General features: G+C 32.7%; 24 protein-coding genes and 1 pseudogene. 12 read left to right on the top strand and 13 right to left on the bottom strand.

Going from position 1 to position 25,139, the window contains the following annotated elements:
- Nucleotide 1: 1 nt before the first annotated feature.
- Nucleotides 2-985: a DUF3667 domain-containing protein gene (locus tag A9D35_RS01235; RefSeq protein ID WP_066217961.1), complete on the bottom strand. Its 984-nt coding sequence runs from the start codon at nucleotides 983-985 to the stop codon at nucleotides 2-4.
- Nucleotides 986-1,070: 85 nt separating this feature from the next.
- On the opposite strand from A9D35_RS01235, the gene A9D35_RS01230 reads away from it, so the two are divergent.
- Together A9D35_RS01230 and A9D35_RS01225 are read left to right on the top strand one after the other, a co-directional pair.
- The gene (locus A9D35_RS01230; RefSeq protein ID WP_066217960.1) at nucleotides 1,071-1,646 is read left to right on the top strand and encodes an NUDIX domain-containing protein; all 576 of its coding nucleotides are present in this window, start codon (nucleotides 1,071-1,073) and stop codon (nucleotides 1,644-1,646) included.
- A 161-nt stretch (nucleotides 1,647-1,807) separates the two neighbouring features.
- A complete protein-coding gene (locus tag A9D35_RS01225; RefSeq protein WP_066217956.1) occupies nucleotides 1,808-2,902 on the top strand; it encodes a hypothetical protein in 1,095 nt (364 codons plus the stop codon).
- Between the two features lie 79 nt (nucleotides 2,903-2,981).
- Here the strand turns inward: A9D35_RS01225 and A9D35_RS01220 are convergent, their stop codons facing one another.
- From A9D35_RS01220 to A9D35_RS01205, 4 genes and pseudogenes are all read right to left on the bottom strand, one after another.
- The gene (locus A9D35_RS01220) at nucleotides 2,982-4,439 is read right to left on the bottom strand and encodes a lipopolysaccharide biosynthesis protein (protein ID WP_066217953.1); all 1,458 of its coding nucleotides are present in this window, start codon (nucleotides 4,437-4,439) and stop codon (nucleotides 2,982-2,984) included.
- Nucleotides 4,440-5,716: pseudogene (locus tag A9D35_RS01215) on the bottom strand (glycosyltransferase family 4 protein).
- 26 nt (nucleotides 5,717-5,742) lie between these two features.
- Nucleotides 5,743-8,166 carry a YfhO family protein gene (locus A9D35_RS01210; protein ID WP_066217951.1) on the bottom strand — a complete coding sequence of 808 codons (2,424 nt, stop codon included), beginning with the start codon at nucleotides 8,164-8,166 and terminating at the stop codon, nucleotides 5,743-5,745.
- 29 nt (nucleotides 8,167-8,195) lie between these two features.
- Nucleotides 8,196-8,474 carry a DUF4834 family protein gene (locus A9D35_RS01205; RefSeq protein WP_066217949.1) on the bottom strand — a complete coding sequence of 93 codons (279 nt, stop codon included), beginning with the start codon at nucleotides 8,472-8,474 and terminating at the stop codon, nucleotides 8,196-8,198.
- 112 nt (nucleotides 8,475-8,586) lie between these two features.
- Here A9D35_RS01205 and A9D35_RS01200 point away from each other — a divergent pair, with 112 nt between their 5' ends.
- The gene (locus A9D35_RS01200; RefSeq protein ID WP_066225679.1) at nucleotides 8,587-9,591 is read left to right on the top strand and encodes a transporter; all 1,005 of its coding nucleotides are present in this window, start codon (nucleotides 8,587-8,589) and stop codon (nucleotides 9,589-9,591) included.
- A gap of 31 nt (nucleotides 9,592-9,622) precedes the next feature.
- A complete protein-coding gene (locus A9D35_RS01195) occupies nucleotides 9,623-10,741 on the top strand; it encodes a GTP cyclohydrolase (RefSeq protein ID WP_066217947.1) in 1,119 nt (372 codons plus the stop codon).
- A 66-nt stretch (nucleotides 10,742-10,807) separates the two neighbouring features.
- On the opposite strand, the gene capB is transcribed toward A9D35_RS01195, so the two are convergent.
- The 3 genes from capB to A9D35_RS01180 form a co-directional block, all read right to left on the bottom strand.
- A complete protein-coding gene (capB, locus tag A9D35_RS01190) occupies nucleotides 10,808-12,064 on the bottom strand; it encodes a cysteate-C-fatty acyltransferase (RefSeq protein ID WP_066217946.1) in 1,257 nt (418 codons plus the stop codon).
- A gap of 138 nt (nucleotides 12,065-12,202) precedes the next feature.
- Nucleotides 12,203-13,243 (bottom strand): cysteate synthase, encoded by a 1,041-nt coding sequence (gene capA, locus A9D35_RS01185; protein WP_066217945.1) that lies wholly within the window; start codon nucleotides 13,241-13,243, stop codon nucleotides 12,203-12,205.
- 75 nt (nucleotides 13,244-13,318) lie between these two features.
- Complete coding sequence (locus A9D35_RS01180; protein ID WP_066217944.1) at nucleotides 13,319-15,376, bottom strand: S9 family peptidase; 2,058 nt, start codon at nucleotides 15,374-15,376, stop codon at nucleotides 13,319-13,321.
- A gap of 83 nt (nucleotides 15,377-15,459) precedes the next feature.
- Between A9D35_RS01180 and A9D35_RS01175 the strand changes: the two genes are divergently transcribed.
- Entirely contained in the window at nucleotides 15,460-15,783 is a 324-nt protein-coding gene (locus tag A9D35_RS01175; protein WP_066217942.1) for a YbaB/EbfC family nucleoid-associated protein, read from the top strand.
- A gap of 276 nt (nucleotides 15,784-16,059) precedes the next feature.
- On the opposite strand, the gene A9D35_RS18750 is transcribed toward A9D35_RS01175, so the two are convergent.
- Nucleotides 16,060-16,236: a hypothetical protein gene (locus A9D35_RS18750; RefSeq protein ID WP_162841017.1), complete on the bottom strand. Its 177-nt coding sequence runs from the start codon at nucleotides 16,234-16,236 to the stop codon at nucleotides 16,060-16,062.
- A 95-nt stretch (nucleotides 16,237-16,331) separates the two neighbouring features.
- Nucleotides 16,332-16,973, bottom strand: a complete 642-nt coding sequence (locus A9D35_RS01170) for a peroxiredoxin (protein WP_066217940.1) — start codon at nucleotides 16,971-16,973, stop codon at nucleotides 16,332-16,334.
- Nucleotides 16,974-17,145: 172 nt separating this feature from the next.
- Here A9D35_RS01170 and fumC point away from each other — a divergent pair, with 172 nt between their 5' ends.
- The gene (gene fumC, locus A9D35_RS01165; protein ID WP_066217938.1) at nucleotides 17,146-18,531 is read left to right on the top strand and encodes a class II fumarate hydratase; all 1,386 of its coding nucleotides are present in this window, start codon (nucleotides 17,146-17,148) and stop codon (nucleotides 18,529-18,531) included.
- Between the two features lie 98 nt (nucleotides 18,532-18,629).
- Here the strand turns inward: fumC and A9D35_RS01160 are convergent, their stop codons facing one another.
- Nucleotides 18,630-19,187 (bottom strand): DUF8465 domain-containing protein, encoded by a 558-nt coding sequence (locus A9D35_RS01160; protein WP_066217935.1) that lies wholly within the window; start codon nucleotides 19,185-19,187, stop codon nucleotides 18,630-18,632.
- A 2-nt stretch (nucleotides 19,188-19,189) separates the two neighbouring features.
- Nucleotides 19,190-19,390 carry a hypothetical protein gene (locus A9D35_RS01155; RefSeq protein ID WP_066217933.1) on the bottom strand — a complete coding sequence of 67 codons (201 nt, stop codon included), beginning with the start codon at nucleotides 19,388-19,390 and terminating at the stop codon, nucleotides 19,190-19,192.
- A 115-nt stretch (nucleotides 19,391-19,505) separates the two neighbouring features.
- Between A9D35_RS01155 and A9D35_RS01150 the strand changes: the two genes are divergently transcribed.
- Together A9D35_RS01150 and A9D35_RS01145 are read left to right on the top strand one after the other, a co-directional pair.
- Complete coding sequence (locus tag A9D35_RS01150; RefSeq protein WP_066217931.1) at nucleotides 19,506-19,793, top strand: DUF2752 domain-containing protein; 288 nt, start codon at nucleotides 19,506-19,508, stop codon at nucleotides 19,791-19,793.
- Nucleotides 19,794-19,796: 3 nt separating this feature from the next.
- The gene (locus A9D35_RS01145) at nucleotides 19,797-20,117 is read left to right on the top strand and encodes a CCC motif membrane protein (RefSeq protein ID WP_066217929.1); all 321 of its coding nucleotides are present in this window, start codon (nucleotides 19,797-19,799) and stop codon (nucleotides 20,115-20,117) included.
- Between the two features lie 142 nt (nucleotides 20,118-20,259).
- Here the strand turns inward: A9D35_RS01145 and rocD are convergent, their stop codons facing one another.
- On the bottom strand, nucleotides 20,260-21,504 hold the full coding sequence (gene rocD / locus A9D35_RS01140; RefSeq protein ID WP_066217925.1) for an ornithine--oxo-acid transaminase: 1,245 nt from the start codon (nucleotides 21,502-21,504) through the stop codon (nucleotides 20,260-20,262).
- A 246-nt stretch (nucleotides 21,505-21,750) separates the two neighbouring features.
- Here rocD and rlmD point away from each other — a divergent pair, with 246 nt between their 5' ends.
- The 4 genes from rlmD to A9D35_RS01120 all read left to right on the top strand — a co-directional run bounded on the left by rlmD (nucleotide 21,751) and on the right by A9D35_RS01120 (nucleotide 25,135).
- Complete coding sequence (gene rlmD / locus A9D35_RS01135) at nucleotides 21,751-23,160, top strand: 23S rRNA (uracil(1939)-C(5))-methyltransferase RlmD (protein WP_066217923.1); 1,410 nt, start codon at nucleotides 21,751-21,753, stop codon at nucleotides 23,158-23,160.
- A gap of 7 nt (nucleotides 23,161-23,167) precedes the next feature.
- On the top strand, nucleotides 23,168-23,707 hold the full coding sequence (locus A9D35_RS01130; protein WP_141675453.1) for a DUF6452 family protein: 540 nt from the start codon (nucleotides 23,168-23,170) through the stop codon (nucleotides 23,705-23,707).
- Nucleotides 23,679-24,428, top strand: coding sequence for a DUF6048 family protein (locus A9D35_RS01125; RefSeq protein WP_235817829.1), 750 nt, complete (start codon nucleotides 23,679-23,681; stop codon nucleotides 24,426-24,428). The genes A9D35_RS01130 and A9D35_RS01125 overlap by 29 nt, the downstream gene beginning before the upstream one ends.
- A 170-nt stretch (nucleotides 24,429-24,598) precedes the next feature.
- Nucleotides 24,599-25,135, top strand: a complete 537-nt coding sequence (locus A9D35_RS01120) for a lipid-binding SYLF domain-containing protein (RefSeq protein ID WP_066217918.1) — start codon at nucleotides 24,599-24,601, stop codon at nucleotides 25,133-25,135.
- The last annotated feature ends 4 nt before the right edge of the window (nucleotides 25,136-25,139 follow it).

Here is a 25,139-nt window from a genome sequence, read left to right as displayed (position 1 = left end):
ACTAATAAAACATAAAAGCCGCGGTTCCTATTATAATGAATGCAACAGGTATAACTAGAGCAATAAACAATATCGTAACTAATGATGTTTTTAGTAATGCCGACAATTTTCTTGGTTTATAAAATTTAAGTACAGCAATATATAGATAAACAAAACCTATACAACCTATAATTAGGTTAATATTGGAAGGGAATTCAATAAATAGATGTACTAAAGTAAAACAAGTAAACATGACGAATAAAAAAGCAAAATAATACAAGCTAAATACCAAATGATGCGCAAAAGCCCCTTTTTTACGAAAAGCAAGTTTTAAAAAGAAAGCAAAAATAGGTAGTAAAACAAAGAGCGATATAGGCACATAATTATAAAATGTATCTATTAAAGGCGTGCTACTTTTATGCTTATAAAATTTAAATAATTGTGTGTATATTTTTTTCTCCATCCTACTGGCGTTTGGACTTACACCCATTACCTTAAGTACATTTTCACTCGTAGCTCCCACTCTAACCAAAGAATCTAAAGTCTTACTCTCTAACCTTAATTCGTTTTTATCGCCTAGTTTTAACTCAATTTCACCTTGTTCATCTGTTTTGCTTTGTTGATTTACTAAAGTATCTGAAGCTTCATTGGTAACTATATCTGTATCCCAAGTCTTAAATACAGTTTGATCTACGCGTTGCTCTTGTTCTCTTATTTCAAAAGAAAACAGAAAAAAGAACACCACACTAGCAAATAAATAAAACTGAGCTGGATGCAAATAGGTTAACCGTTTACCTTCAACAAATTTTAAGGGTAAAAAACCTGGTTTAAAAAGTAAAGGAAAAAAGCTTTTAAAAAAACGAGCGTCTACCGAGAAATAATTATGAATTGTATTTTTAAAAATAACACCTACGGTTAAATCCTCATTGTAATTTTGTCCGCAATTCGGACAATAATTAAAAGTATCATCAAATATAAATTCACAATTTTTACAGGTCTTACTCATATACAACTTAATATATGAAAGTGAAGATAACTAACTTTTTAAAATTTCTTTTAATTAATTACCTTCGTTTTATATTAAACTACTTATGAAATACAAAATAGTTAAAGAGGACATCGTTTACGACGATTATTTTAAAATAAAAAAAGCAACTGTTTTACACGATACTTTTGATGGCAACGGACAAATAGAAGTGGTTAGGCAAAGTTTTGAACGCGGGAATGCTATTGCCATTGTTTTGGTTGAAAAAGATACAGATACCTTATTATTAATAAACCAATTTAGATACCCAATTGTAACCGATCCGAATTGCGATGGTTGGATGTTAGAAATTGTTGCCGGTTCTCTTGAAGCTGGCGAAGACCCAATAAACTGTGCTAAACGTGAAGTTGAAGAAGAAATTGGATACGAAGTTAAATCTATGGAATTTATGGGCGAGTATTTCGCTTCTCCAGGAGGTACTTCAGAAAAGGTCAATGCCTTTTATGCTGAAGTAAACTCAACCGACAAAATTTTTAAAGGTGGCGGACTAGATGCCGAGCAAGAAGATATTCAATTAGTTAAACTTCCGCTTTCCGAAATTAAAAATAAACTTAACGCCAACGCTTTTAAAGATGCAAAAACCATTATAGCATTGCAATGGCTACTACTAAATAAATTATAATCAATATTACATACATTGGCTGAAGTTTATTCAAATATTTAGTAGATTATTCTGCGTTTTTATTGGTATCAATAAATTTTCTTTGCGTTTTATTCAACAATTCATTATTTCTTGGCATGCTGTTTGCATTATAAACAGTGATAACCTAAAAATGATGAATTATGAAATCAATTTTCACCTTAATACTGGCATTTGCATTTTCCATTCCGGCGATGCAGGCCAACACCTTTAGGCCATCTGAAGAAACACTTAATATTACGTATAACAATCCTCAGTCGTTTATATTTGTTGAACAAGGCATAGAGTTTTCGATCTTCCAAGATGGACAATTCGATTTTTATATGCAAGGTGTAAATAACAATGTAAACATATCGTTTAATTCGCCTAACGCCCAATTTAGTTTTAATACGGGCTATAATTACAATCCTTATATACAATACGATCAATTTGGTGCAATTATTCAAATTCAGAATGTACCACTATACTACGATAATTTTGGTAGAATTGCCCGAGTGGGAAATGTTGTAATAAACTACAATGGTTACGGTTTAGTATCTCATATTGGTAATATGAATATTTACTATAATAACCGTGTGTACACGCATTTTTCTGGATATATAAATGCCTACAATATGCATTATGTGTACAGACCTTGGCACAGATATTACCGCGTACCACCACGTAATTATTGTGTAGTATATACAACCCCTTACAGACAAAATTACCGTCCGGTTAGACGTCCTTATGCAAAACCTTATCAAAATAACAGAAGACCTGTTGTAAGTAGATATCCGAAATCGAACAATAATAACAATAACAGACCAAATAATAGTTCTAGACCTTCTACTATAAATAGAGATTATAATAGTAGCCGACCTAATACTGTTAATGGAAATTCAAATTCGCGTGTTGCAAACTCTAGCAGATCTAACAGTGTTAACTCTAATAGAACGAGTACGACTAGAACACCAAGTGTTAATCAGAGTACGAATAACACGCGTGTAACAAACGGGACAACAAGACAGAATACAACATCGACCAGAACTAATAATTCTCGTTCGACAAATACTACAACACGAGTAAATCAATCGAGAACAAATCAGACTGCTCAAAAAAATAATTCAATTTCTACGCGGTCTAAACAACCAAAACAAGAAACTACTCGTAAATCTAATACAGGTCGATCTAGTTCGACCGCACAAAGCACGAGTTCATCTTCTTCAAGATCATCGAATACAACAAGACAAAGAAGTTAAATTTTCTATACTATAAAGAGAAGGTTCTGCGATAAAGTTTGCCCCAAAGCGTCTCGCAGGATTTTCTTGTTTATTCCCCTCACTTACGCTTTAACATAGAATTTAAAAGCTTCGTAATATCTTCAGAGAAATTAAAAAAGTAACAGATTCCACCATAGGCAACTCCTATTAACATTGATTTTAAGCCAATATTAACAATAGGATGAAAAGGAAAATCCCAAAAGTAGAAGACCACTGCCGTTAAAAAAATGAGTATGGTTACGTTTATGGTGTTTTCGGAAAAAGGTAGCATTTTAAATTTCCTATATACAAATGAAATTTTCACAACATTATAAATAAATACAGAAATAAATGTGGCGTAAGCAGCCCCGTTTAATCCAAATTTAGGAATAAACCAAATGTTGAGCAATACCGAAATTACAGCTAAAAAAGCCCCTTGAATTAAGACCATTCTGTAATAATCGCTATTAAACAAAATGGCATTATTATTCCCCAATAGATTATCGAATAATTTTGCTAAACCAATTAAAAATACAACTAAAATACCTTGACTAAATTGTTCTGGAATTAACTTATAAAGTTCACTAATATTCAAAATAATTAGTAGGTAAATGAATCCACTAATTATAAATAAATTTAAGGACGATTTTTTATACAACTCCTTTAGGCCTTCTTTATTTTTTTCATTTAAATATTTAGCCGTTAAGGGGTTTGTTATTTGATGCATCGATCTAGAAGGCACCCCAATTACAGCAGCAATATATATGGCAACCCCGTAATAGGCCACGTTTTCTAATATATTATAATACCCGATCATGAATTTATCAATCTCTAAAATTATATTCGCCACAGAACCAGCAACTATAATTAATGTGGTGTATTTTAAAATATCGGTGACGTTGCTAACTTTAGAGAATTTAATAACAGGTTTCCTTATACCAAAGGCATAAATCATCATAATACATGTACGTATAACATACACCAACACGATGTAAATAATAAGTTCGTCGTCTGTAATTAGCTTTAAGTATAGTAAGAACAGTAACACCATCGTCCCTAGCCTGTGGAAAACTTCTTTCATAAAATTTCCAAAAACAGATTTCATTTGCACTTTAGCCCAAGAATAATACACTTCGAAATAAGCAAAAACTATGGCCGATATATAAATTAACCATACATAGTCTTTAACCAAAACATTTCCATTAGAAATCCAATTGCTAAGGCTTTCAAAAGCCAAATACCCAATAGCCCCAAACGGAAGAATAATTATAAGCGGTAGAAATAAAATGAGTGTTAAAAAGCTATTCTGTGAATGCCTCGTTTTAAATCCGGAATAAAATTTTATTATGGTATTATTTACACCAAAAGCCATTAATGGCATTAAAATATTTGCTGTAGAAAGTATAAATGTAATTAATCCGAAATACTCATCGCTTAAAAATCTAGTGAATAAAAACAAGGTATTTATAGCACCTAAACCAAAACCAAGGTAAGTGATGATGGTGTTTTTTATAGATTGATTAAGAACTATACCCATTTACACTAATTTTGAAAGCGATTCGGTAAGCGATTTTCTACTGTATTTTTGTAATCCTATAGGATGGGCTACTAATTCTCCTTTCTTAAACTCCTCGAAACATCTTAAAACTTCTGCTTTAACGCCTTTATAATCGTTGTATAAAAAGTAGCTACCCGTATTAGTCGAGACCATGATTTTCTCCACATCGGAATCTGGAGGTCCCATGGCAATAATAGGACGATTAGACACCATATATTCAAATAATTTTCCTGGAATAATACATTTTGTGTCTTTAGAATTTATTTCAATAAGCAGCAATACTTGAGATTGTTTCTGAAACACAATAGCCTCTTTATGCGACACATAACCAACATTATTTACATAATCACTTAAACCAAATTTTTCTATAGACTGAAGTACTTCTTCGCCTATACTTCCAATAATATTTAACTGAAAATCTTCTGCAAATTCTTTTCTAGCCTTAATTAAATCGCTTAAAACCCGCCACAATATTTTAGGATTACGTTTAGAAAGTAAGGATCCAATATGAGATATCGTAAACTTTTTATCTAACGAAAATTCAACGGTTTTCATCGTATCGTATCCATTGGTAATGACATGGATAGGCTTTTTTGTAATAGCTTCAAATTCAAATTTTGTGGGATTGCTAGTCACAATAATATCATCTGCAGTATTTAAAACTTTTGCTTCAAGTTTTTTATGTTTAATTTCAGAAGAAGCACTTAATTTTAGCTCTTTATGATATCCTATTGTGGTCCAGGGGTCTCTGAAATCGGCAATCCATTTTACCTGAAATTTTTCTTTTAACTTTAAACCAATAAGATGCACACTATGCGGGGGTCCCGTAGTAATTACAGTATCAATATTATGCTTATTTATATAATTACTTAAATACGAAACAGAAGGTTTAACCCATGATTTTCTAGCATCTGGAATAAAGAAATTTCCGCGAATGTAAAGCATTAAGCGTTCTATAAAACTCTGCTTTTTAGTTTCAGAAATAATGCCTTTACTTATTGTGGAAGCTTTTTACCAGACAACAGTTGGGCGAATTTATATGGCTCTCTTATAGGCTGTTTTAACAGGGTTAAATCTGGAGAAACATCGGTGGTTAAACTATCGTCAAGTATAGGATAATTAGCATTTTCAGGAATATAAACTATAGGGTTTACATTAAATTCCGGTAGATATTTTACAAACTTAAGCCATCGTTGTACCCCTGGCCCTCCTGCCGGTGGCCAATAATAGGTAATAATGAGGACATTTTTGTTCATTGTAAAACAACTTTTAAAACGACATATTATTTAAGGTTTTGTTCATTTTTTTCTTTTAATCCGAAAAATAATCCTAACACTATTAAAATTCCGAGCACTACAGAACTTGCTAAAGCAATGGTACTCCCCTTTTTAATTACGGCAGGTTCGAACTTAAATTCTATAATATGATTTCCTGCAGGAATATCCAAACCTCTAAGCACATAATCTACACGTTCATGAGGCACCAATGTATTATCTATATACGCATTCCACCCATCGGCATAATAAATTTCAGAAAACACCGCAAAACCATCATGCGTATTTGTAGACTCGTATTTAATATAATTTGGCTTGTAATTAATCGCTTTAATACGCGCCGTTTCATCAACTATATTTGAAGTATTTTTTATAGATTTAGAGGTAGTAACAGCAACTTTTTTAGTATTTAAGCTATCTAATTTTTGAATTTCTTGATTGGCATTTTCTAAAACATCAACAGAGCTCACAAACCATGCGTTACCATTAGCATCGGTATTTTCATAAGGGAAATATTCGCCTTGTTCATTTTGAGCAATAATATACTTTGTATTCAACATATTCAATACGTTAATATTGTTTTTAGAAATATAAAAGTCGAAAAGCTCATTATATCTGCCCATTTTAGCTGCATGATATCCGTTTAAAGAATTATGGAAATAAGATGCACGCGCAGCTCCAGAAGTCACATCAAAAACTCTAAAATGTGTCGTATCTTTTAATATTTCTATATCGGCAGCATTAGGCTGAAATGGTTTATTCACTTGCATAGCCGATTTAAAGTCATCGTTATTTACATAACGTCTATCTACTCCTATTAAATCGAATAAAATTAAGGCAGCAAAACATACAATAACTAAGGTTTCTGATAATTTCTTTTTCAGAAACATAAAAACCACGCCTCCCGATAAGAGAACAAGAATTAAAGTTCGAAATGTATCTTTAGTGAACAGAGAAGCACGATCGGCACGAATAGCATCAATAAATTCATGACCATAATTTTGAGCATAGTATCCATCATTGCCGCCTACAAAATCGAACATTGTAGATTTTCCTAATAATATTAAAATGGCTAATCCAGCAGTTATCCCAATAGAATATTTTAAGGCTTTCAATTTAGCAGCATTGTCTGCTGTAGGTTTAAAGAGTTCTACTAAAGCAAAAACACCTAAAACTGGAATACATAACTCTAAGATGACCTGAATAGAACTTACGGCTCTAAACTTATTATACATTGGTACATAATCGATAAAGAAATCGGTGAGGATTCCAAAATTTTTCCCGAATGATAACAATAACGATAACAGTGTACCGCCAACAAGCCACCATTTTAAACGTCCTTTTACAAGGAATAATCCCAATACAAAAAGGAACAATATAACAGCTCCCACATAAGCTGGAGCTTCTACAATAGGCTGAACTCCCCAATATGTAGGCGTTTGTTTTACAATTTCTCTGGCCTGTAATGGCGAGGCGCCACGTTTTAAATTAAATTGGTAAAATTCAGAATCTGTTCCTACATCTTCATGACTTCCACCACCAAAAATTCTAGGGATAAACAGATTTAAAGCTTCTAATTTACCGTAACTGTATTCGGTAATATAATCTTTATCTAAACCCGTAGACACTGCTTTAGGCGATCCATCAGCATTAATGGTTAAATCGCTTTGTCCGCGCGTACTTTGTTTTACATATTCTTGCGTTGCTAAAATATTAGTAGCATTTAGTCCGATAGACAAAATTACAGCAACCACTAAAATCCCAACGGCTTTAAAAAACTCTGGCAATTCTTGTTTCTTATAGGCATCTATTAAATATGCGATCCCTAAAATTAGTACCAGTAGCATAAGGTAATAGGTCATTTGATAATGATTTGCTACCAATTCAAGCCCCATAGCAATGGTGGTTAGTAAAAACCCGAGAATATATTTTCGTTGAAAAGTGAGAATAATTCCACTTAACACCAGTGGCATATAAGCTATAGCGTGGGCTTTACTGTTATGCCCAACCCCTAGAATAATGATTAAATAAGTAGAAAACCCAAAAGCTAGAGCTCCTAAAGCTGCAAGTTTAAAATCTACTTTTAAAGAAAGTAATAGTATATAGAATCCTATAAAATAAAGGAATAGATAATCTGCTGGTCTTGGTAAAAACCGCAAGGTAAGATCTAATTTTTTAATGTAATTATGAGGGTATTTTGCTCCTAACTGGTAGGTAGGCATACCACCAAAAGCGCTGTTTGTCCAATACGTTTCCTCCCCTGTTTGGGCTTTAAAATCTTTCTGTTGCTTAGACATGCCAATATAATGCATGATATCGCTCTGAAAAATCTCTTTTCCTTTTAAAACCGGACTAAAATAGGCTAAGGAAATAATTACAAAACCTATAAAAACTAATAAATGTGGTAGAAATCGTTTAATTGAAAATGACATGAATATGTGTTAATCTTAGATTGCGAAAATTAATCAATTTCTTCGTAATCTACATATTCACCTACATTTTTATTTGAAGTTTCTTGTTTTGGCATTTTTTCAATTATGACCTCTCCTTCTGGAGGTGCTTGTCTCGGACGTTGTTGATTAGGATTAAACTGTGAACCAAATTTTTGCTCTGCTTTTTTTACAAAAAACTGCATAATAACTGGTGCAAACATTCTTAAAAGAATCTTTCCTCCAAACCAAATTAGTAAAATTATTAATATTGTTCGCATTAAACCGGTCGCCGAAGCGTATTGAAGCATAATTATTATTTTGCACAAAAATACAATTCTTATGTTTTAAAATGAATTGTAAATTGATAAAAAAAATATAAAATCTCTATATTTGGAGGCTAAGACCACAAATTACTTACCTATGAAAACCTATTTAGCCCTTTTAATATGTGCCATACCTGTTTTTGTATTCGGACAATATACCGACGTAATAAACTCAAACAGGCCTGGAGTCTCTAAAAGTGCATATGCTGTTGGCGTAAATGTGATACAATTTGAAGCCGGCCCCTATTACATCAAGGAAAAGCACACGCCATTGAATTACGACGTTTCTGGAGGTGGTATCGATTTTTCTGGACGATATGGTTTATTATGGGAACCATTAGAAATTATTATTGATGGAAATTTTCAGGCTGATAAATTTACAGATAATCGTTCGAGCATCCCTTCAGATTATTCACGATCAAATTTTAAATATTTATCTGTAGGAGCAAAATATTTAATTTATGATCCTCATAAAAATGCCGAAGAAGAAAAACCAAATCTGTATAGCTGGAAGGCCAACCGAAAATTTAAATGGAGTCGATTAATTCCGGCTGTATCCGTTACTTCAGGTGCTAATTACGATACCGATTCAAATCCTTATACGCCTCAAGGTGTAGAAGGCTTTAGTCCTACTATTACAGTTGCTACTCAACATAATTTTACTAATGGCTGGGTTTTCATAATGAACCTTTCTAAAGACCGTATTGGCATGAAAGATGATAGTGGTACAAGTGCATCAGATTTAGAATATATTTTCACTCTAACCCATAGTTTTAATGAAAAATGGGTTGCTTTTGGAGAATATCAAGGTATTAAAAGTAATTTTTATGCCGATGATTTATTCCGTTTAGGAGGTGCTTATCTATGGAATAAAAATTTACAGTTCGACACCGCCGTTACTTTTAATGTAAAAGATACTCCTTCGGTTTTTAGCCTTAATTTTGGAGCTTCCTACCGCATCGATTTACATAAAGACAAAGAGATTATAGAAGATAATGGTACATCTGCAAAACAAGAAGCAGAACGTAGAAATAACAATAAAGATTATTACAAGTTCGGAGAAGATGAAGCTGCACCAACAGAATATAAAATGGATAATTAATTAGTTTAATTGTTAGATTACAAACCGCAAAATGATTACAATAAAAGAAGTAGTAAATAAAAAAGAACTTAAAGCTTTTGTTAAGTTTCCATTCGAACTTTATAAAGGGTCGCCATATTGGGTACCGCCTATAATTTCTCAGGAAATGGAAGTGTTTAACAAAAATAAAAATCCAATATTTCTTGATGCTGAAGCAAATCTATTTGTAGCGCTTAAAGACAATAAAATTGTTGGAAGAATTGCGGTAATAATAAACAAATTAGATCTTAAACGCAACCATAATAAAGTTCGTTTTGGCTGGTTCGATGTTATTGATGATATTGAAGTTACCAAAGCACTGATTAATAAAGCGAATGAAATAGGCAAAAAAAACAACTTAGAATATATGGAAGGTCCCATGGGATTTTCTAACCTTGATAAAGTAGGTGTTTTAACCGAAGGTTACGACCATATTGGCTCTATGGTAACATGGTACAATTATCCGTATTATGTAGACCATTTAGAGCAATTAGGTATGGTTCAAGAAAAGGAATATCAAGAAAACAAGTTCCCCTTTACCAATGTAAATCCCGATTTCTTTTTTAGAATCCAAAATTTAATAAAAGAACGCTACCAATTAAGGCCTTTAAATTTTACAAAAACTAAAGATTTGATGCTTTACGTAGATCAAATGTTTGATTTGTTTAACAGAAGTTATGCTGATTTGGCTTCTTTTGTAGAGATTACAGATATTCAAAAAGCATACTTTAAAGAGAAATTTATTTCATTTATAAATCCTGAATTTATAAAATTCGTAGTAGATAAAGATGATAACATGGTTGCCTTTGCTGTGGTGATGCCATCTTTTGCTGAAGCCTTACAAAAAGCCAATGGAAAGTTGTTTCCATTCGGATTTAGACATTTATTAAAGGCCAAAAAAGAATGTAAAACAGTATCTTTTTATTTAATAGGTGTAGATCCTAAATATAAAAATAAAGGTGTGACAGCAATCATTTTTAATGAATTTTACGAAACATTAAAGCCTTTTAATGTGCAGACTTGTATTAGAACTCCAGAATTAGAAGAAAATCAGGCTTCTCATCAAATATGGAAACACTTTGATTCTGTTACCTATAAACGCAGAAAAACATACCGAAAAGATTTAGAATAATCTACAAAACAAAAAATCCGAAACCTAACAGTTTCGGATTTTTTTATAAGTTTTATATTAATTTTTCTATTCCATTGCAGCAGCAACAGAAGCAGATAAACGTTTATAAGTTCCGTTTTCTAATCGTGAACGAATGGCTTCAAAAGCATTTAAAGTTTCATTTACATCATCAATATCATGCGTTGCTGTAGGTATTAATCTCAATAAAATTAATCCTTTAGGGATTACAGGATACACTACTATAGAACAAAATATACCATAGTTTTCTCGTAAATCTTTAACTAAAGCCATCGCTTCTGGAATACTTCCTTTTAAATATACTGGTGTAACACAACTTTGTGTTGTTCCAATATCGAAACCACGTTCTCTTAAACCAGATTGTAAGGCATTTGTATTTTCCCATAATTTTGCTTTAAGTTCTGGCATCGTTTTAAGCATTTCTAAACGCTTTAACGCTCCAACAACCAATTGCATTTGCAATGATTTAGCAAACATCTGAGAACGTAAATTATATTTTAAATAATCTATAATTTCTTGATCTGCTGCTATAAATGCTCCTGTACTTGCTAACGATTTAGCAAACGTAGCAAAATACACATCTATACCATCTTGAACACCTTGTTCCTCTCCAGCTCCAGCACCAGTTTTACCTAAAGTACCAAAACCGTGAGCATCATCTACTAAAAATCTGAAATTGAATTTTTCTTTTAAAGCTACGATTTCTTTTAAACGACCTTGCTCTCCACGCATACCGAAAACTCCTTCAGAAATCACTAAAATTCCTCCTCCAGTTTGTTCGGCCATTTTAGTAGCACGCTCAAGGTTTTTTTCAAGACTTTCTATATCGTTGTGCTTATAAGTAAAACGCTTACCCATATGTAAGCGCACACCATCTATAATACATGCATGCGAATCTACGTCGTAAACAATAATATCGTCTTTAGACACTAAAGCATCAATAGTAGACACCATACCTTGGTATCCAAAATTCAGTAAATATGCTGCTTCTTTGTTAACGAAATCTGCTAATTCATTTTGTAATTTTTCATGAAGATCTGTATGCCCCGACATCATTCTTGCTCCCATAGGATAAGCAGAACCATATGCTATTCCTGCTTCAGCATCAACTTTTCTTACTTCAGGATGATTTGCCAACCCTAAATAATCGTTAATACTCCAGGTTACAACATCTTTCCCTCTAAATTTCATCCTATTAGAAATTTCTCCATCTAATTTTGGAAATACAAAATATCCTTCTGCTTGAGACGCCCATTTTCCTAAAGGTCCTTTATCCTTATATATTTTTTCAAATAAATCTTTCATGTAAGCTACTAATATAATTATATAGTGCAAAATTAGCCATTTATGAGATTATGACATAATAAACTTGCACCCTGTTGTTAACAAACTTAATAACAAAGCACAATGCTTCTAAAAATGAAGCATTGTGCTTTATTATAATTATTTTATGTATTGAATATTTTGTGCAGTTTCAATATTAACACTGTCAAAAAATCCTTGTTCACTCATCCACTTATCGCTGTAAATTTTACTCATATAACGAGACCCGTGATCTGGAAAAATGACTACTACAACATCATGTTCTGAGAATCTGTTATCGTTACCAAGTTGCATTATGGCTTGCATGGCAGCCCCAGAAGTATAGCCAACAAATAGGCCTTCTTTTTTTGCGATTAATCGTGCTGTATGAGCACTTTCCTCGTCTGTAACTTTTATAAACTCGTCGATAATATCAAAATCTGTTGCAGACGGAATTAAATTTTTACCTAAACCTTCTATACGGTACGGATAAATTTCTTTTTCGTCGAATTCTTTAGTTTCATGGTATTTTTTTAATACCGAACCAAAGGCATCTACACCAATAATTTTAATATCTGGATTTTGTTCTTTTAAATATTTTGCAGTCCCAGAAATGGTTCCTCCGGTACCACTACACGCTACTAAGTGTGTAATTTTACCTTCTGTTTGATTCCAAATTTCTGGTCCTGTAGAGCAGTAATGTGCATCGATATTTAACTGATTAAAATATTGATTAATATACACAGAACCTTTTATTTCTTCATGTAATCGTTTAGCAACCTCGTAATAAGACCTCGGGTCGTCGGCACTAACGTTGGCAGGACAAACATATACCTTTGCTCCCATAGTACGAAGCATGTCTATTTTATCTGCCGAAGATTTTGAACTTACAGCTAAAATACAATCGTAGCCCTTTATTATACTAACCATGGCAATACTAAATCCGGTATTTCCAGAAGTAGTTTCTATAATTGTGTCGCCAGGTTTTAAAAGCCCTTGCTTTTCTGCTTGCTCTATAATATATAATGCAATCCTATCTTTCGATGAATGGCCAGGATTAAAGGCTTCTACTTTTGCGTAAAAATCACCATTAAATTGAGAAGTAATTTTATTTAGTTTTATTAACGGAGTATTTCCAACTAAATCTAGTACGTTATCAAAAACTTGATTTTTGTGTTCCATAAATGCTATTTAAAAGCTATCTTATTTATTTAGTAAAATAACTAAAACCTGACAAAAATAAGCATTTTTTTTTATTTATGAGCTGATTCCTTCTAATTCCAACAGAAATACATATTCTAAAGCAACTTCTTTTAAACTCTCAAATCGTCCGGAAGCACCACCATGCCCTGCATCCATGTCTATTTGGAATAATAATTTATTAGAATCAGTTTTAACATCTCTTAACTTTGCTACCCATTTTGCAGGCTCCCAATATTGTACTTGAGAATCGTGTAAACCCGTTGTAACTAACATATTTGGATAGTCTTTAGCCTCTACATTATCGTATGGCGAATACGACTTCATGTAATTATAATACGGCTCTTCATTAGGATTTCCCCATTCGTCATACTCACCAGTAGTTAATGGAATAGTGTCGTCTAACATCGTAGTCACTACATCTACAAAAGGTACAGCGGCAATTATACCATTATATAATTCGGGATTTAAATTAATAATGGCTCCCATTAATAATCCGCCAGCAGAGCCGCCGTAAGCATACATATGCTTAGTAGAGGTGTAATTTTCGGTTATAAGATGCTTTGTACAGTCTATAAAATCGTAAAACGTATTCATTTTAGTAAGCAACTTCCCGTTTTCGTACCAATCTCTTCCTAAATATTCGCCTCCACGAATATGAGCTATGGCATAAATAAAACCGCGATCTAATAAACTTAAACGAATTGTAGAAAAATACGGGTCGATTGTAGATCCATAAGAACCGTAAGCATAAAGTAATAACGGATTCTCGCCGTTTAACGCTATACCTTTTTTATACACTAACGAAATAGGCACTTTAACACCGTCGCGAGCTGTTGCCCAAACACGTTTAGAGTTGTAATTATCTTTGTTAAACTCACCACCTAACACCTCTTGTTCCTTTTTAACTACTTTTTCTTTAGTTTTAAAATTATAGTCTATTACAGAACTTGGTGTAGTTAACGAGTTAAAGCTATAGCGTAAAAATTCACTATCGAAATCTGGATTGTTACCTGTATTAGCAGTATAGGTTTCACTTTCGAAGGGCAAATAATAATCCTCCGTGCCGTCCCAACTTATAATTCTTATATTATTTAAACCATTTTCACGTTCACTTACTACCAAGAAATCTTTAAAAATCTCTATATCTTCTAATAAAACATCTGCTCGGTGTGGTAAAACTTCCTGCCAGTACGATTTCTCAGTCTCGGTTTCGGTTGTTTTTAATAGTTTAAAATTGGTTGCTCCATCGGCATTGGTTATCACATAAAAACTATCATTATAATGTGCAATGGCATAATCTAATTCGCGTATGCGCTCCTGAAACATTTTAAAAGGAAGATCGGGTGTATTGGCATTTACAAATTGATATTCGGAAGTTAATGTACTTGCCGAACCTATAACAATATATTTATCTGATTTCGTTTTATAAACAAAAGTATTGAAAGTTTCATCGGTTTCATGATACACTTCTTCATCTTCTAAATTGGCATGAAGTTTATGTTTAAAAATTTTATGCGAACGTAACGTAACTTCATCTTTACGGGTGTAAAAAATGGTTTTATTATCGTTTGCCCAAGTAGCACCTCCTGTAGTATTTAAAATTTTATCCGGATAAATTTCTCCTGTAATTAAATTTTTCACTTGCAAGGTATACTGTCGTCTACTCACTGTATCTACAGAAAAAGCGGCAAGCGTATTATCTTCACTTATAGAAATACCTCCTAGTTTGAAATAAGAATGTCCTTTAGCCATTTCATTACAATCGAAGAGAATTTCCTCATTTGCTTCTAAAGATTCTTTTTTACGTGTATAAATAGGGTAATCCTTTCCTTTTTCGTAACGTGTAATATACCAATAGCCATGTAATTTATAAGGTACAGAGGCATCATCTTCCTTAATTCTAGATTTCATTTCTTCGAACAAATCTTTCTGAAATTGTTCGGTATGCCTTAATGCCTGTTTGGTATACTCATTTTCAGCATTTAAATACGCTATAACATCTTCGTTTTCTCTGTCGTTTAACCAAAAATAATTATCGATTCTTACATCGTTATGAGCTATTAATTCTTTTGGGACTTTTTTAGCGATTGGAGGCTGAATATCTTTTTTCAAATGGTTCTGATTTATTCTTGAATTTAACTGTCAAAAATATAAAAATTAAATAATTTTGTATCGAATTTTAAAATATTAAAAATATGTTTGGAGATCTAATGGGAATGATGGGTAAATTAAAGGAAACCCAGAAAAAAGTAGAGGACACTAAATTGCGATTAAACTCTGTTTTAATTGACGAACAAAGCAACGACGGAAAATTAAAAATAACTTTAACGGCTAATAGAGAAATTAAGTCGATCACTATCGATGACGAATTACTTGAAGACAAAGAGCAACTTGAAGATTATTTAATTTTAACTTTAAATAAAGCTATAGACAAAGCAACGTCTGTGAATGAAGCTGAATTGGCAGCAGTAGCAAAAGACGGCATGCCAGATATTCCAGGTATGGACATGTTTAAATAATTGATTTGCTAACACCAATTTTAAAAAAACTTGCCGTAGTAAGTAAAGTCGATTAACTTTAAGTTAGAATCTATACTTTGTTTAAAACGGTAATGTTGTATTGGGAGTATGTTTTTCGAGATTTTTAAGAAACAGCTTTTAAACTTAAAAAACATAAACACATAAACACATAAACACATAAACACATAAACACATAAACACATAAACACATAAAAAAGGGAACTAAAATTAATTAGTTCCCTTTTTTTATAAGATAATTTGTATGAATTACTAGCCTTAAAGAGCTTCTCTTCTAGCCTTCTTTTCTTCTTTCATTTCTTTAAAACGTTCTAATAACGCTCCACCAATCCAAAAAGGAACAACAAAAGTTACTAAAAAGATCATTAACCAAAATCCAAGGGTTAATATTGATAAAAATGCTAGGAAGCCTAAATATTGGTCAAATTCAAACATAATTGATGAGTTTCTATAATTTTAATAATCGCAAATATATATTAAATGCTTTTTTTATACAATAGCTTTTAAATATAATTCCGAAAAAAAATCTATTATTTTAAATCTGGTTGCGGCGTCATTCTTAAATACGGTTTAATTTCCTTAAATCCTTTAGAAAAATGCGAAGGAATATCGGCCGTTGCAATGCTAGGAGACACTACACAATCGTCGCCACTTTGCCAATTAGCTGGAGTTGCTACTTTATGATATGCTGTAAGCTGAAGCGAATCGATTACACGTAATAATTCATCAAAATTACGTCCGGTAGATGCCGGATAAGTAATCATTAATTTCACTTTTTTATCGGGATCTATAATAAACACCGATCTTACTGTAAGATTACTATCTGCATTAGGATGAATCATATCGTAAAGCTCGGAAACCTTTTTATCTTCATCGGCGATAATCGGGAAATTAACTGTTGTATTCTGAGTTTCGTTTATATCTTTAATCCAACCTTTATGCGACTCTAATCCGTCTACACTTAAGGCCACTACTTTTACATTTCGTTTTTTAAATTCTTCTGAATATTTTGCTACTGTACCTAATTCTGTAGTACATACTGGAGTATAATCGGCTGGATGGGAAAATAAAATACCCCAGCTATCTCCTAACCACTCGTGAAAATGTATTGTTCCTTCAGATGATTCTGCAGTAAAATTTGGGGCGACATCGCCTAATCTAATTGTTGCCATGGTTTAATTATTTTATTGATTTCTAAATATCTACTAAATTAGTAGATTTATTGATTATACTCAACAAACATGTCTTAAGTTTATCTTAAATTTTTAAAAAAAATATAGTTCCTCAGATGAAAAATAAAGACCAAAAATTGTTAAATTTGTTACTCATTAAATTAATATCAAAATGGATTATCGGATAGAAAAAGACACCATGGGCGAAGTAAAAGTGCCTGCAGACAAACTTTGGGGTGCACAAACAGAACGTTCTCGTAATAATTTTAAAATTGGAGCACCGGCATCGATGCCTTTAGAAATTGTTTACGGATTCGCTTATTTAAAAAAGGCGGCTGCTTTTACTAATTGTGAATTAGGTGTTTTACCTATTGAAAAACGTGATCTTATTGCTCAGGTTTGTGATGAAATTTTAGAAGGGAAACATGACGATCAATTCCCATTGGTTGTTTGGCAAACAGGTTCTGGTACACAAAGTAACATGAATGCCAACGAAGTTATTGCTAATAGAGCGCATCAATTAGCAGGTTTTGTTATTGGTGAAGGTGAAAAAACAATTCAACCAAACGACGACGTGAATAAATCGCAATCGTCTAACGACACCTTCCCTACAGGTATGCATATTGCAGCCTATAAAAAAATTATAGAAAATACGATTCCTAGTGTAACTCAGCTTCGCGACACTTTAAAGAAGAAGTCTGAAGAATTTAAAAATGTAGTTAAAATTGGACGTACACACTTAATGGATGCTACGCCTTTAACTTTAGGTCAGGAATTTTCTGGTTATGTATCTCAATTAGATCACGGCTTAAAAGCACTAGAAAACACTTTACCTCACTTAAGCGAATTGGCTTTAGGAGGAACAGCTGTTGGTACCGGATTAAATACACCAAAAGGATACTCTAAACGCGTTGCAGAATATATAGCGAAATTTACTGGACTACCTTTTATTACAGCTAAAAATAAATTTGAAGCTTTGGCTGCACATGATGCTATTGTAGAATCGCATGGTGCTTTAAAGCAATTGGCTGTGTCTTTAAATAAAATTGCCAACGATATTAGAATGATGGCTTCTGGACCACGTAGTGGAATTGGAGAAATTATTATTCCTGCTAACGAACCAGGAAGTTCTATTATGCCAGGAAAAGTAAACCCAACCCAATGTGAAGCATTAACTATGGTTTGTGCTCAAGTTATTGGTAACGATGTGGCTATTTCTGTTGCAGGAACGCAAGGACATTACGAGTTAAATGTATTTAAACCTATCATGGCTTTAAATTTCTTACAATCTGCTCAACTTTTAGGTGATGCTTGTGTTAGTTTTGATATTCATTGTGCTGCAGGTATAGAACCTAACCACAAAGTGATAAAAGAATTATTAAACAATTCATTAATGTTAGTTACTGCTCTAAACACTAAAATTGGATATTACAAAGCGGCCGAAATTGCAAATACTGCACATAAAAACGGGACTACTTTAAAAGAGGAAGCTATTAATTTAGGTTATGTAACTGCCGAAGATTATGACGAATGGGTAAAACCAGAAGATATGATTTAATTGGTGTTTAATACACAAACAATCTAAACAAATAAAAAGCGACCTAAATATTCATTAGGTCGCTTTATTTTTATGAGTAATCAGAATATTAATACAATCTATTTTGGATTCTGATAGATATAAACCTCGGTTGCTCCAACCCCATATTTCTGATAATTCGCATCGTAATATTTTAAATTATCGTAGCGATTAAATAAATACTCAAGCTCCATTCTTAGCACCCCTTCACCTACGCCATGGATAAATACAATTTTTTGAATTCTATTTTTCATGGCATACTCTAGTTTATGTTTTGCCGTGTCTAATTGCAAACTTAGCATCTCGTAATTCCCCATGCCTTTATTCGATTTTGTTAGATTATGAATATGTAAATCGACCTCCATCATAGGCTCAAATCGTTCTTTAGGCTTCACTCTAACCGATTTTTTAGGCTTGAACTCTTCCTTCTCTGAAATTACTCGATTGATAGAATTATCTAGAAAGAGTTGAGACTCTAAACCTGTATCTGATTTAATTTTTATGAGTTCGTGAGCATCAAATTCTAAAATAAAACCATCTGTCGTTTCTACTGAAACAGACATCCCTTCAATCTTTAAAATCACGCCCGTGATATCTTCATCTAAAACAGAAACGGTATCTCCTTTTTTAAACTTCATAATTATTCAACTTCATCTATATTATCATCTTCCTTTTCACTTTTACTAGGAATCGTTTGCGAAATTCTAAATATGCCAAACAGCAGACAGCAAATTCCAAATATTAAAAGGTATGTGTTTTGATTGGCATCTACTTTAGCGTACATAGATACCAAGACGCCTATAACAATTAAAATATAATTTACGGTTTGAGACCTTTTCATGTTTTAGAATTTCTAATAAGTCATCAAAATTACAATTTTAAATAAAGTAGTTTCTATTTCTTCAAAATAAATCCATTACTATAGTAGTATATTTGTAATTCTAAACCCAAAATTTATGTCTTCTATAGAAGATTACATGCTACCTTGTTTAAATAAAAAACTTTTCGGTTTTGAATGTTTGGGTTGCGGATTGCAACGTGCTGTTGCCTTAATTTTTAACGGTGAGTTTTTTGCTGCTTTTAAAATGTATCCTGCCATTTATACCTTAATCCTTCTTGCTTTTTTTCTTATCTTTAATTTGTTTAAAACCATAAAACACCAAGAATCAATAAAAAAATGGCTGTTTATTGTTAACCTTGTTATCATTATTAGCAGTTATATTTATAAACTAACCTTAAAATAAAATATGGAAAGAATTCATTTAAATACCACCCCCATTTTTGTCTTATCTGGACTAGGACTACTGTGTTGTTGTTTTGGCGGATTAGGTGTTATCCCGGCAGGAATAGCCTTTTATATGGCTAACAATAAACTAAAAGAAGCTGCTTTAGTTCCTGAAAATTACGATAATATTGAAGGCATGAACACCGCGAAAACCATAGCTTTGGTTATTTTAGTAATAAATGGAATAAATTTACTTTATACTATTTACAGCTTGGCTACTACAGATTGGGATGTCATTATAGAACAAAGTCATGAAGTTATGCGTCAATATGGTTATGAGTAAATGTTTAAACCATATTCTTATAATACAAAAGCGACTCTTTATATTTTAAGGAGTCGCTTTTAAATTTTATTCTTTTTAACTTATCATGCTATCCCGAATATAATTCAGGCCATCTTATGATGAGTTAATTAACTAATTATCTCTACTTTTCGAATTGCTTTAAAGTATTAATTATAATTTGAACACAGTCTAATAACTGCTCTTTATTCATAACTAAAGGTGGTGCAAAACGGATAATATTTCCGTGGGTTGGTTTGGCTAACAATCCATTATCTCTTAGCGCTAAACAAATATTCCAAGCCGTATCACTATCTTCTGTATCGTTAATTAATACAGCATTTAATAACCCTTTACCACGAACCAGCTTTGCTATAGAACTTTTTTCAATAAATGCACTCAATTCACTTCTAAATAACTGGCCTAGAGCTTCTGCATTTTCGGCTAAATTCTCTTCCTTAACAACCGTGAGTGCCGCAATAGCTACCGCTGCTGCTACTGGGTTACCTCCAAACGTACTTCCGTGATTTCCTGGTTTAATCACATCCATAACCACATTATCGGCAAGCACTGCACTAACTGGGTACGCCCCTCCGCTTAATGCCTTTCCTAATATTAATATATCCGGTTTTACATTTTCATGATTTACAGCCAGTAATTGCCCTGTTCTTGCAATACCTGTTTGTACTTCGTCGGCTATAAATAAAACATTATATTTTTCGCATAATGCTTTTGCTTTTGCTAAATAACCGTCGCTTGGTACATATACTCCCGCTTCTCCTTGTATTGGTTCTACTAAAAAACCTGCAACATTAGGGTTATCTTTTAAAGCCGATTCTAAAGCTTCTAAATTATCGTATTCAATTTTTATAAAACCTTTTGTAAAAGGTCCAAAATTTTCACGAGCTACCGGATCGTTAGAAAATGAAATGATAGTTGTTGTTCTACCGTGAAAATTATTTTCGCAAACAATTATTTCGGCTTCATTTTCATCAATACCTTTAACTTCGTATGCCCATTTTCTACATAATTTCAGAGCTGTTTCTACAGCCTCTGCCCCAGTATTCATTGGTAATAATTTATCGAAACCAAAATATTCGCAAGCAAATTTTTCGTATGCGCCTAGCACATCATTGTAAAAAGCACGAGAAGTTAAAGTTAATTGTTGCGCCTGCTCCATCATTGCTCCTACAATTTTAGGGTGACAATGTCCTTGGTTTACTGCAGAATAAGCGGATAAAAAATCGTAATACTTTTTTCCCTCTACATCCCAAACATAAACACCTTCACCTTTAGTTAAAACTACAGGTAACGGATGATAGTTGTGAGCACCGTATTTATTTTCTAGGTCGATTGCTTGCTGAGAAGTTATTTGGTCTAAAACAGCCATTTTAATATATTTTAAATTGAAAAATTTTCTATTCCTACCTTGTCCCTAAATTAATATTACAATTTAGAAATGGAGAGAAATCATCCATAAAACGCTTGCAAATTACTAAATATAAAAAGCGGATTAAAATTTTAAGTAAGGTTTTTAAAATCAATCTTAAGCATAATGGTTTTAAAAAGGACAACTTGACTAAAAAATATGTGATGTGATACAAACCAAAAGCTAAAAACATCTTATTTTTGCGCCATGTCTAGAAGAAATAAAAAACAAGTTTTTACAAATATAGAAGTCCTTGATGCTGGTGCTAAAGGAAAAACTATAGCTAAATCTCCAGATGGCGCTGTCATTTTTTTACCAAATGCTGTTCCTGGAGATGTGGTAGATATTCAAACCTTTAAAAAACGTAAAGCCTATTACGAAGGTAAAGCAACGGTTTTTCATAAGTTATCAGATAAACGTACAACACCAGTTTGCGAGCATTTTGGAGTTTGTGGTGGATGTAAATGGCAGGATATGGATTATAAATATCAGCTATTTTATAAGCAAAAAGAAGTTGAAAATAATTTACGCCGGTTAGGCCATATAGAATTACCAGAAGTCACTCCTATTTTAGGATCTGCAAAGCAATATTTCTACAGAAATAAAATGGAATTTTCGTTTAGCGACAGTCGTTGGTTAACCCTAGAGGAAATCCAATCTGACAAAGATTTAGGCGATAAAAATGCTTTAGGATTTCATATTCCAGGAATGTGGGATAAAATTTTAGACATAAAAAAATGTCATCTGCAAGAAGATCCTTCAAATGCTATACGAAATGCTGTAAAAACATTTGCGATTGAAAATGATTTAGAGTTCTTCAACACTCGAAATCAAACCGGACTTTTACGTACTTTAATGATACGTACGGCATCTACAGGCGAATTAATGGTTTTAATTCAATTTTTTAAAGAAGATAAGGGGAAACGTGAATTATTACTGAATTATATAAAGGAAACGTTTCCTGAAATTACCGCTTTATTATACATTATAAACACCAAGGCTAACGATACTATTTACGATCAAGACATTGAATATTTTAGTGGACGCGATCATATTTTTGAGGAAATGGAAGGGCTAAAATTCAAAATTAATGCGAAGTCTTTCTATCAAACAAATTCCGATCAAGCTTACGAATTATATAAAGTAACGCGCGATTTTGCAGGATTAACTGGCAACGAATTAGTATACGATTTATATACCGGAACCGGAACTATTGCACAATTTGTTGCTAGAAACGCTAAAAAAGTGGTTGGTGTAGAAGCCGTTCCAGATGCCATTTTAGCGGCAAAAGAGAATGCTAAAGCAAATAATATAGATAATGTAGATTTTTATGTTGGAGACATGAAAAATGTATTCAATGCCGAATTTATAAAAACTCATGGTCACCCAGATATTATAATTACAGATCCACCTCGAGACGGGATGCATAAAGATGTCGTAGAAATGCTACTTAACGTTGCTCCAGAAAAAATTGTATATGTTAGTTGTAACAGTGCTACCCAAGCAAGAGATTTGGCCTTAATGGATAGCATGTATAAAGTAACAAAAGTTCGTGCTGTAGATATGTTTCCGCAAACGCATCATGTAGAAAATGTTGTACTATTAGAAAAACGATAACGCATTTATGAAAAACTCATTCCTGTTTTTAGTCTTCATTGCACTCTGTTTTATGGGCTGTGAAAGAGATGATATTTGCTCTAACGAAACACCCACCACTCCTAGCCTAATTATTCGTTTTTACGATGTTACCAATCCTAATACCGATGTATTAAAAAGCGTTACAAACCTAAGAGTTCAGGGTGTTGGCAATGACGAAGTGCTTCCGGGTTACAATGTTGTTGCTACAGATTCTATCGCCATTCCGTTAAAAACTACAGATACCATTACGCAATATAAATTACACGAAGAATATGTAGTTAATGATAATGGAACACCAGACGATACAAGCGATGACTATGTTACAGGAAATGAAGATATAATTACCATTACCTACGACAGGGAAGATGTTTATGTTTCTCGTGCCTGTGGATACAAAACGGTTTATAGAAATGTTAGCATAAATGTTGAACCAGATGATGATAATTGGATACAATTAGTACGATCTGTAAACGATAACCAATCTGTAGAAGATGAAAATGAAGAACATTTTAAATTATATCATTAGTACCGCGTTCTGTGTTTTTCTTTTCACAGTAAACCTTTCTGCTCAAAATGACGAGATGAAAGTGACATCTAGTGATACACTGACCGTAGTAAGCAAAGATTCTACTGTTATAAAAGAAAAATACGGATTACGATTAGGTTTAGAATTAAGTCAATTAGTAAGAACAGCCTTTGAAGATGATTATCAAGGATTTGAAGTTATGGGAGATTATAGAATCACAAAATTCTTGTATCTCGCTGGCGAATTTGGTGCTGAAAACATAACGTTAAGCAACGATTTTTATAATGCTACAACTAAAGGGTCTTACTTTAAAGCTGGAATAGATTATAATGCCTACCGAAATTGGTTAGACATGGAAAACATGATTTATGGCGGATTACGTATTGGAGCAAGTACTTTCAGTCAGACTTTAAACAGTTATTCGGTGTATAGTGAAAACCAATACTGGACACCCCAATTTTCTTCATCAGACCTTAGAGAGTATAATGGTTTAAGCGCATTGTGGGCAGAACTCGTTTTGGGTATTAAAGCAGAGGTATTAAACAATTTATATTTAGGTGTACATGTAGAATTTAAGGGTATGTTAGCACAAAAGGAACCCGATAATTTCGAAAATTTGTATGTACCCGGATTTTATAAAACCTACGACAGCTTAGGTATTGGATTTGGGTTTGGTTATTCTGTTTCTTACCTAATTCCGCTTTACAAAAAGGAAAAATAGTATGTGTTTTAATTTTTAGCCGAGACACTTAATATTAAATCGCTTACCGTTTTTATTTAATAATGCACTAACTCATATTTAATTGAACAGATATTAATTATATTTAGTTTACATCTGATATTCAAGAACTTTTCACTTAAATTTACTTCAATTTCTAAGAAATTTAATTTATGAATAACTTAAAAAAAATAGTCTTAGGTGCTCTCTTTTTATGTATTGGTATTTCTGTTGCTGCACAAAGCGAAAAGGATACCGAGATTATAAAAGATGCCGAAACTGCCAAACAAACTTTAATACACGACTGCCCTGATTTAAAGAATTACTTTAATAAAGCTGCTGGATATGTAATTTTTCCAAACACCGGACAAGGCGCTTTTATAGTTGGTGCGGCTTCAGGAAATGGTGTGTTGTACAAAAAGGGAGGCAAAGTTTTAGGAATGGCGAGTTTAAAAAAATTAAATCTTGGTTTTCAAGCTGGTGGTGAAGCTTTTATAGAAGTGATTTTCTTTGAAACAAAAAAGGAATTAAACAAATTTAAAAAAGGGACGTTCGAGTTTGATGCCTTTGCTTCTGCAACTTTAGTTGATAGAGGAAAATCTTTTAATGGAAAATTTGCAAAAGGAGTTGCTGTATTTACTAAAACCAAAGGTGGCCTAATAGCCCAAATATCTGTAGGCACCCAAAAATTTAAATTCAGAAAATTTTAGTAAC

The organism is Formosa haliotis (assembly GCF_001685485.1).
GTDB classification, from domain to species: domain Bacteria; phylum Bacteroidota; class Bacteroidia; order Flavobacteriales; family Flavobacteriaceae; genus Formosa; species Formosa haliotis.
Note: the sequence above shows the minus strand (reverse complement) of the source record. Positions and strands in the feature narration are given on the sequence as shown.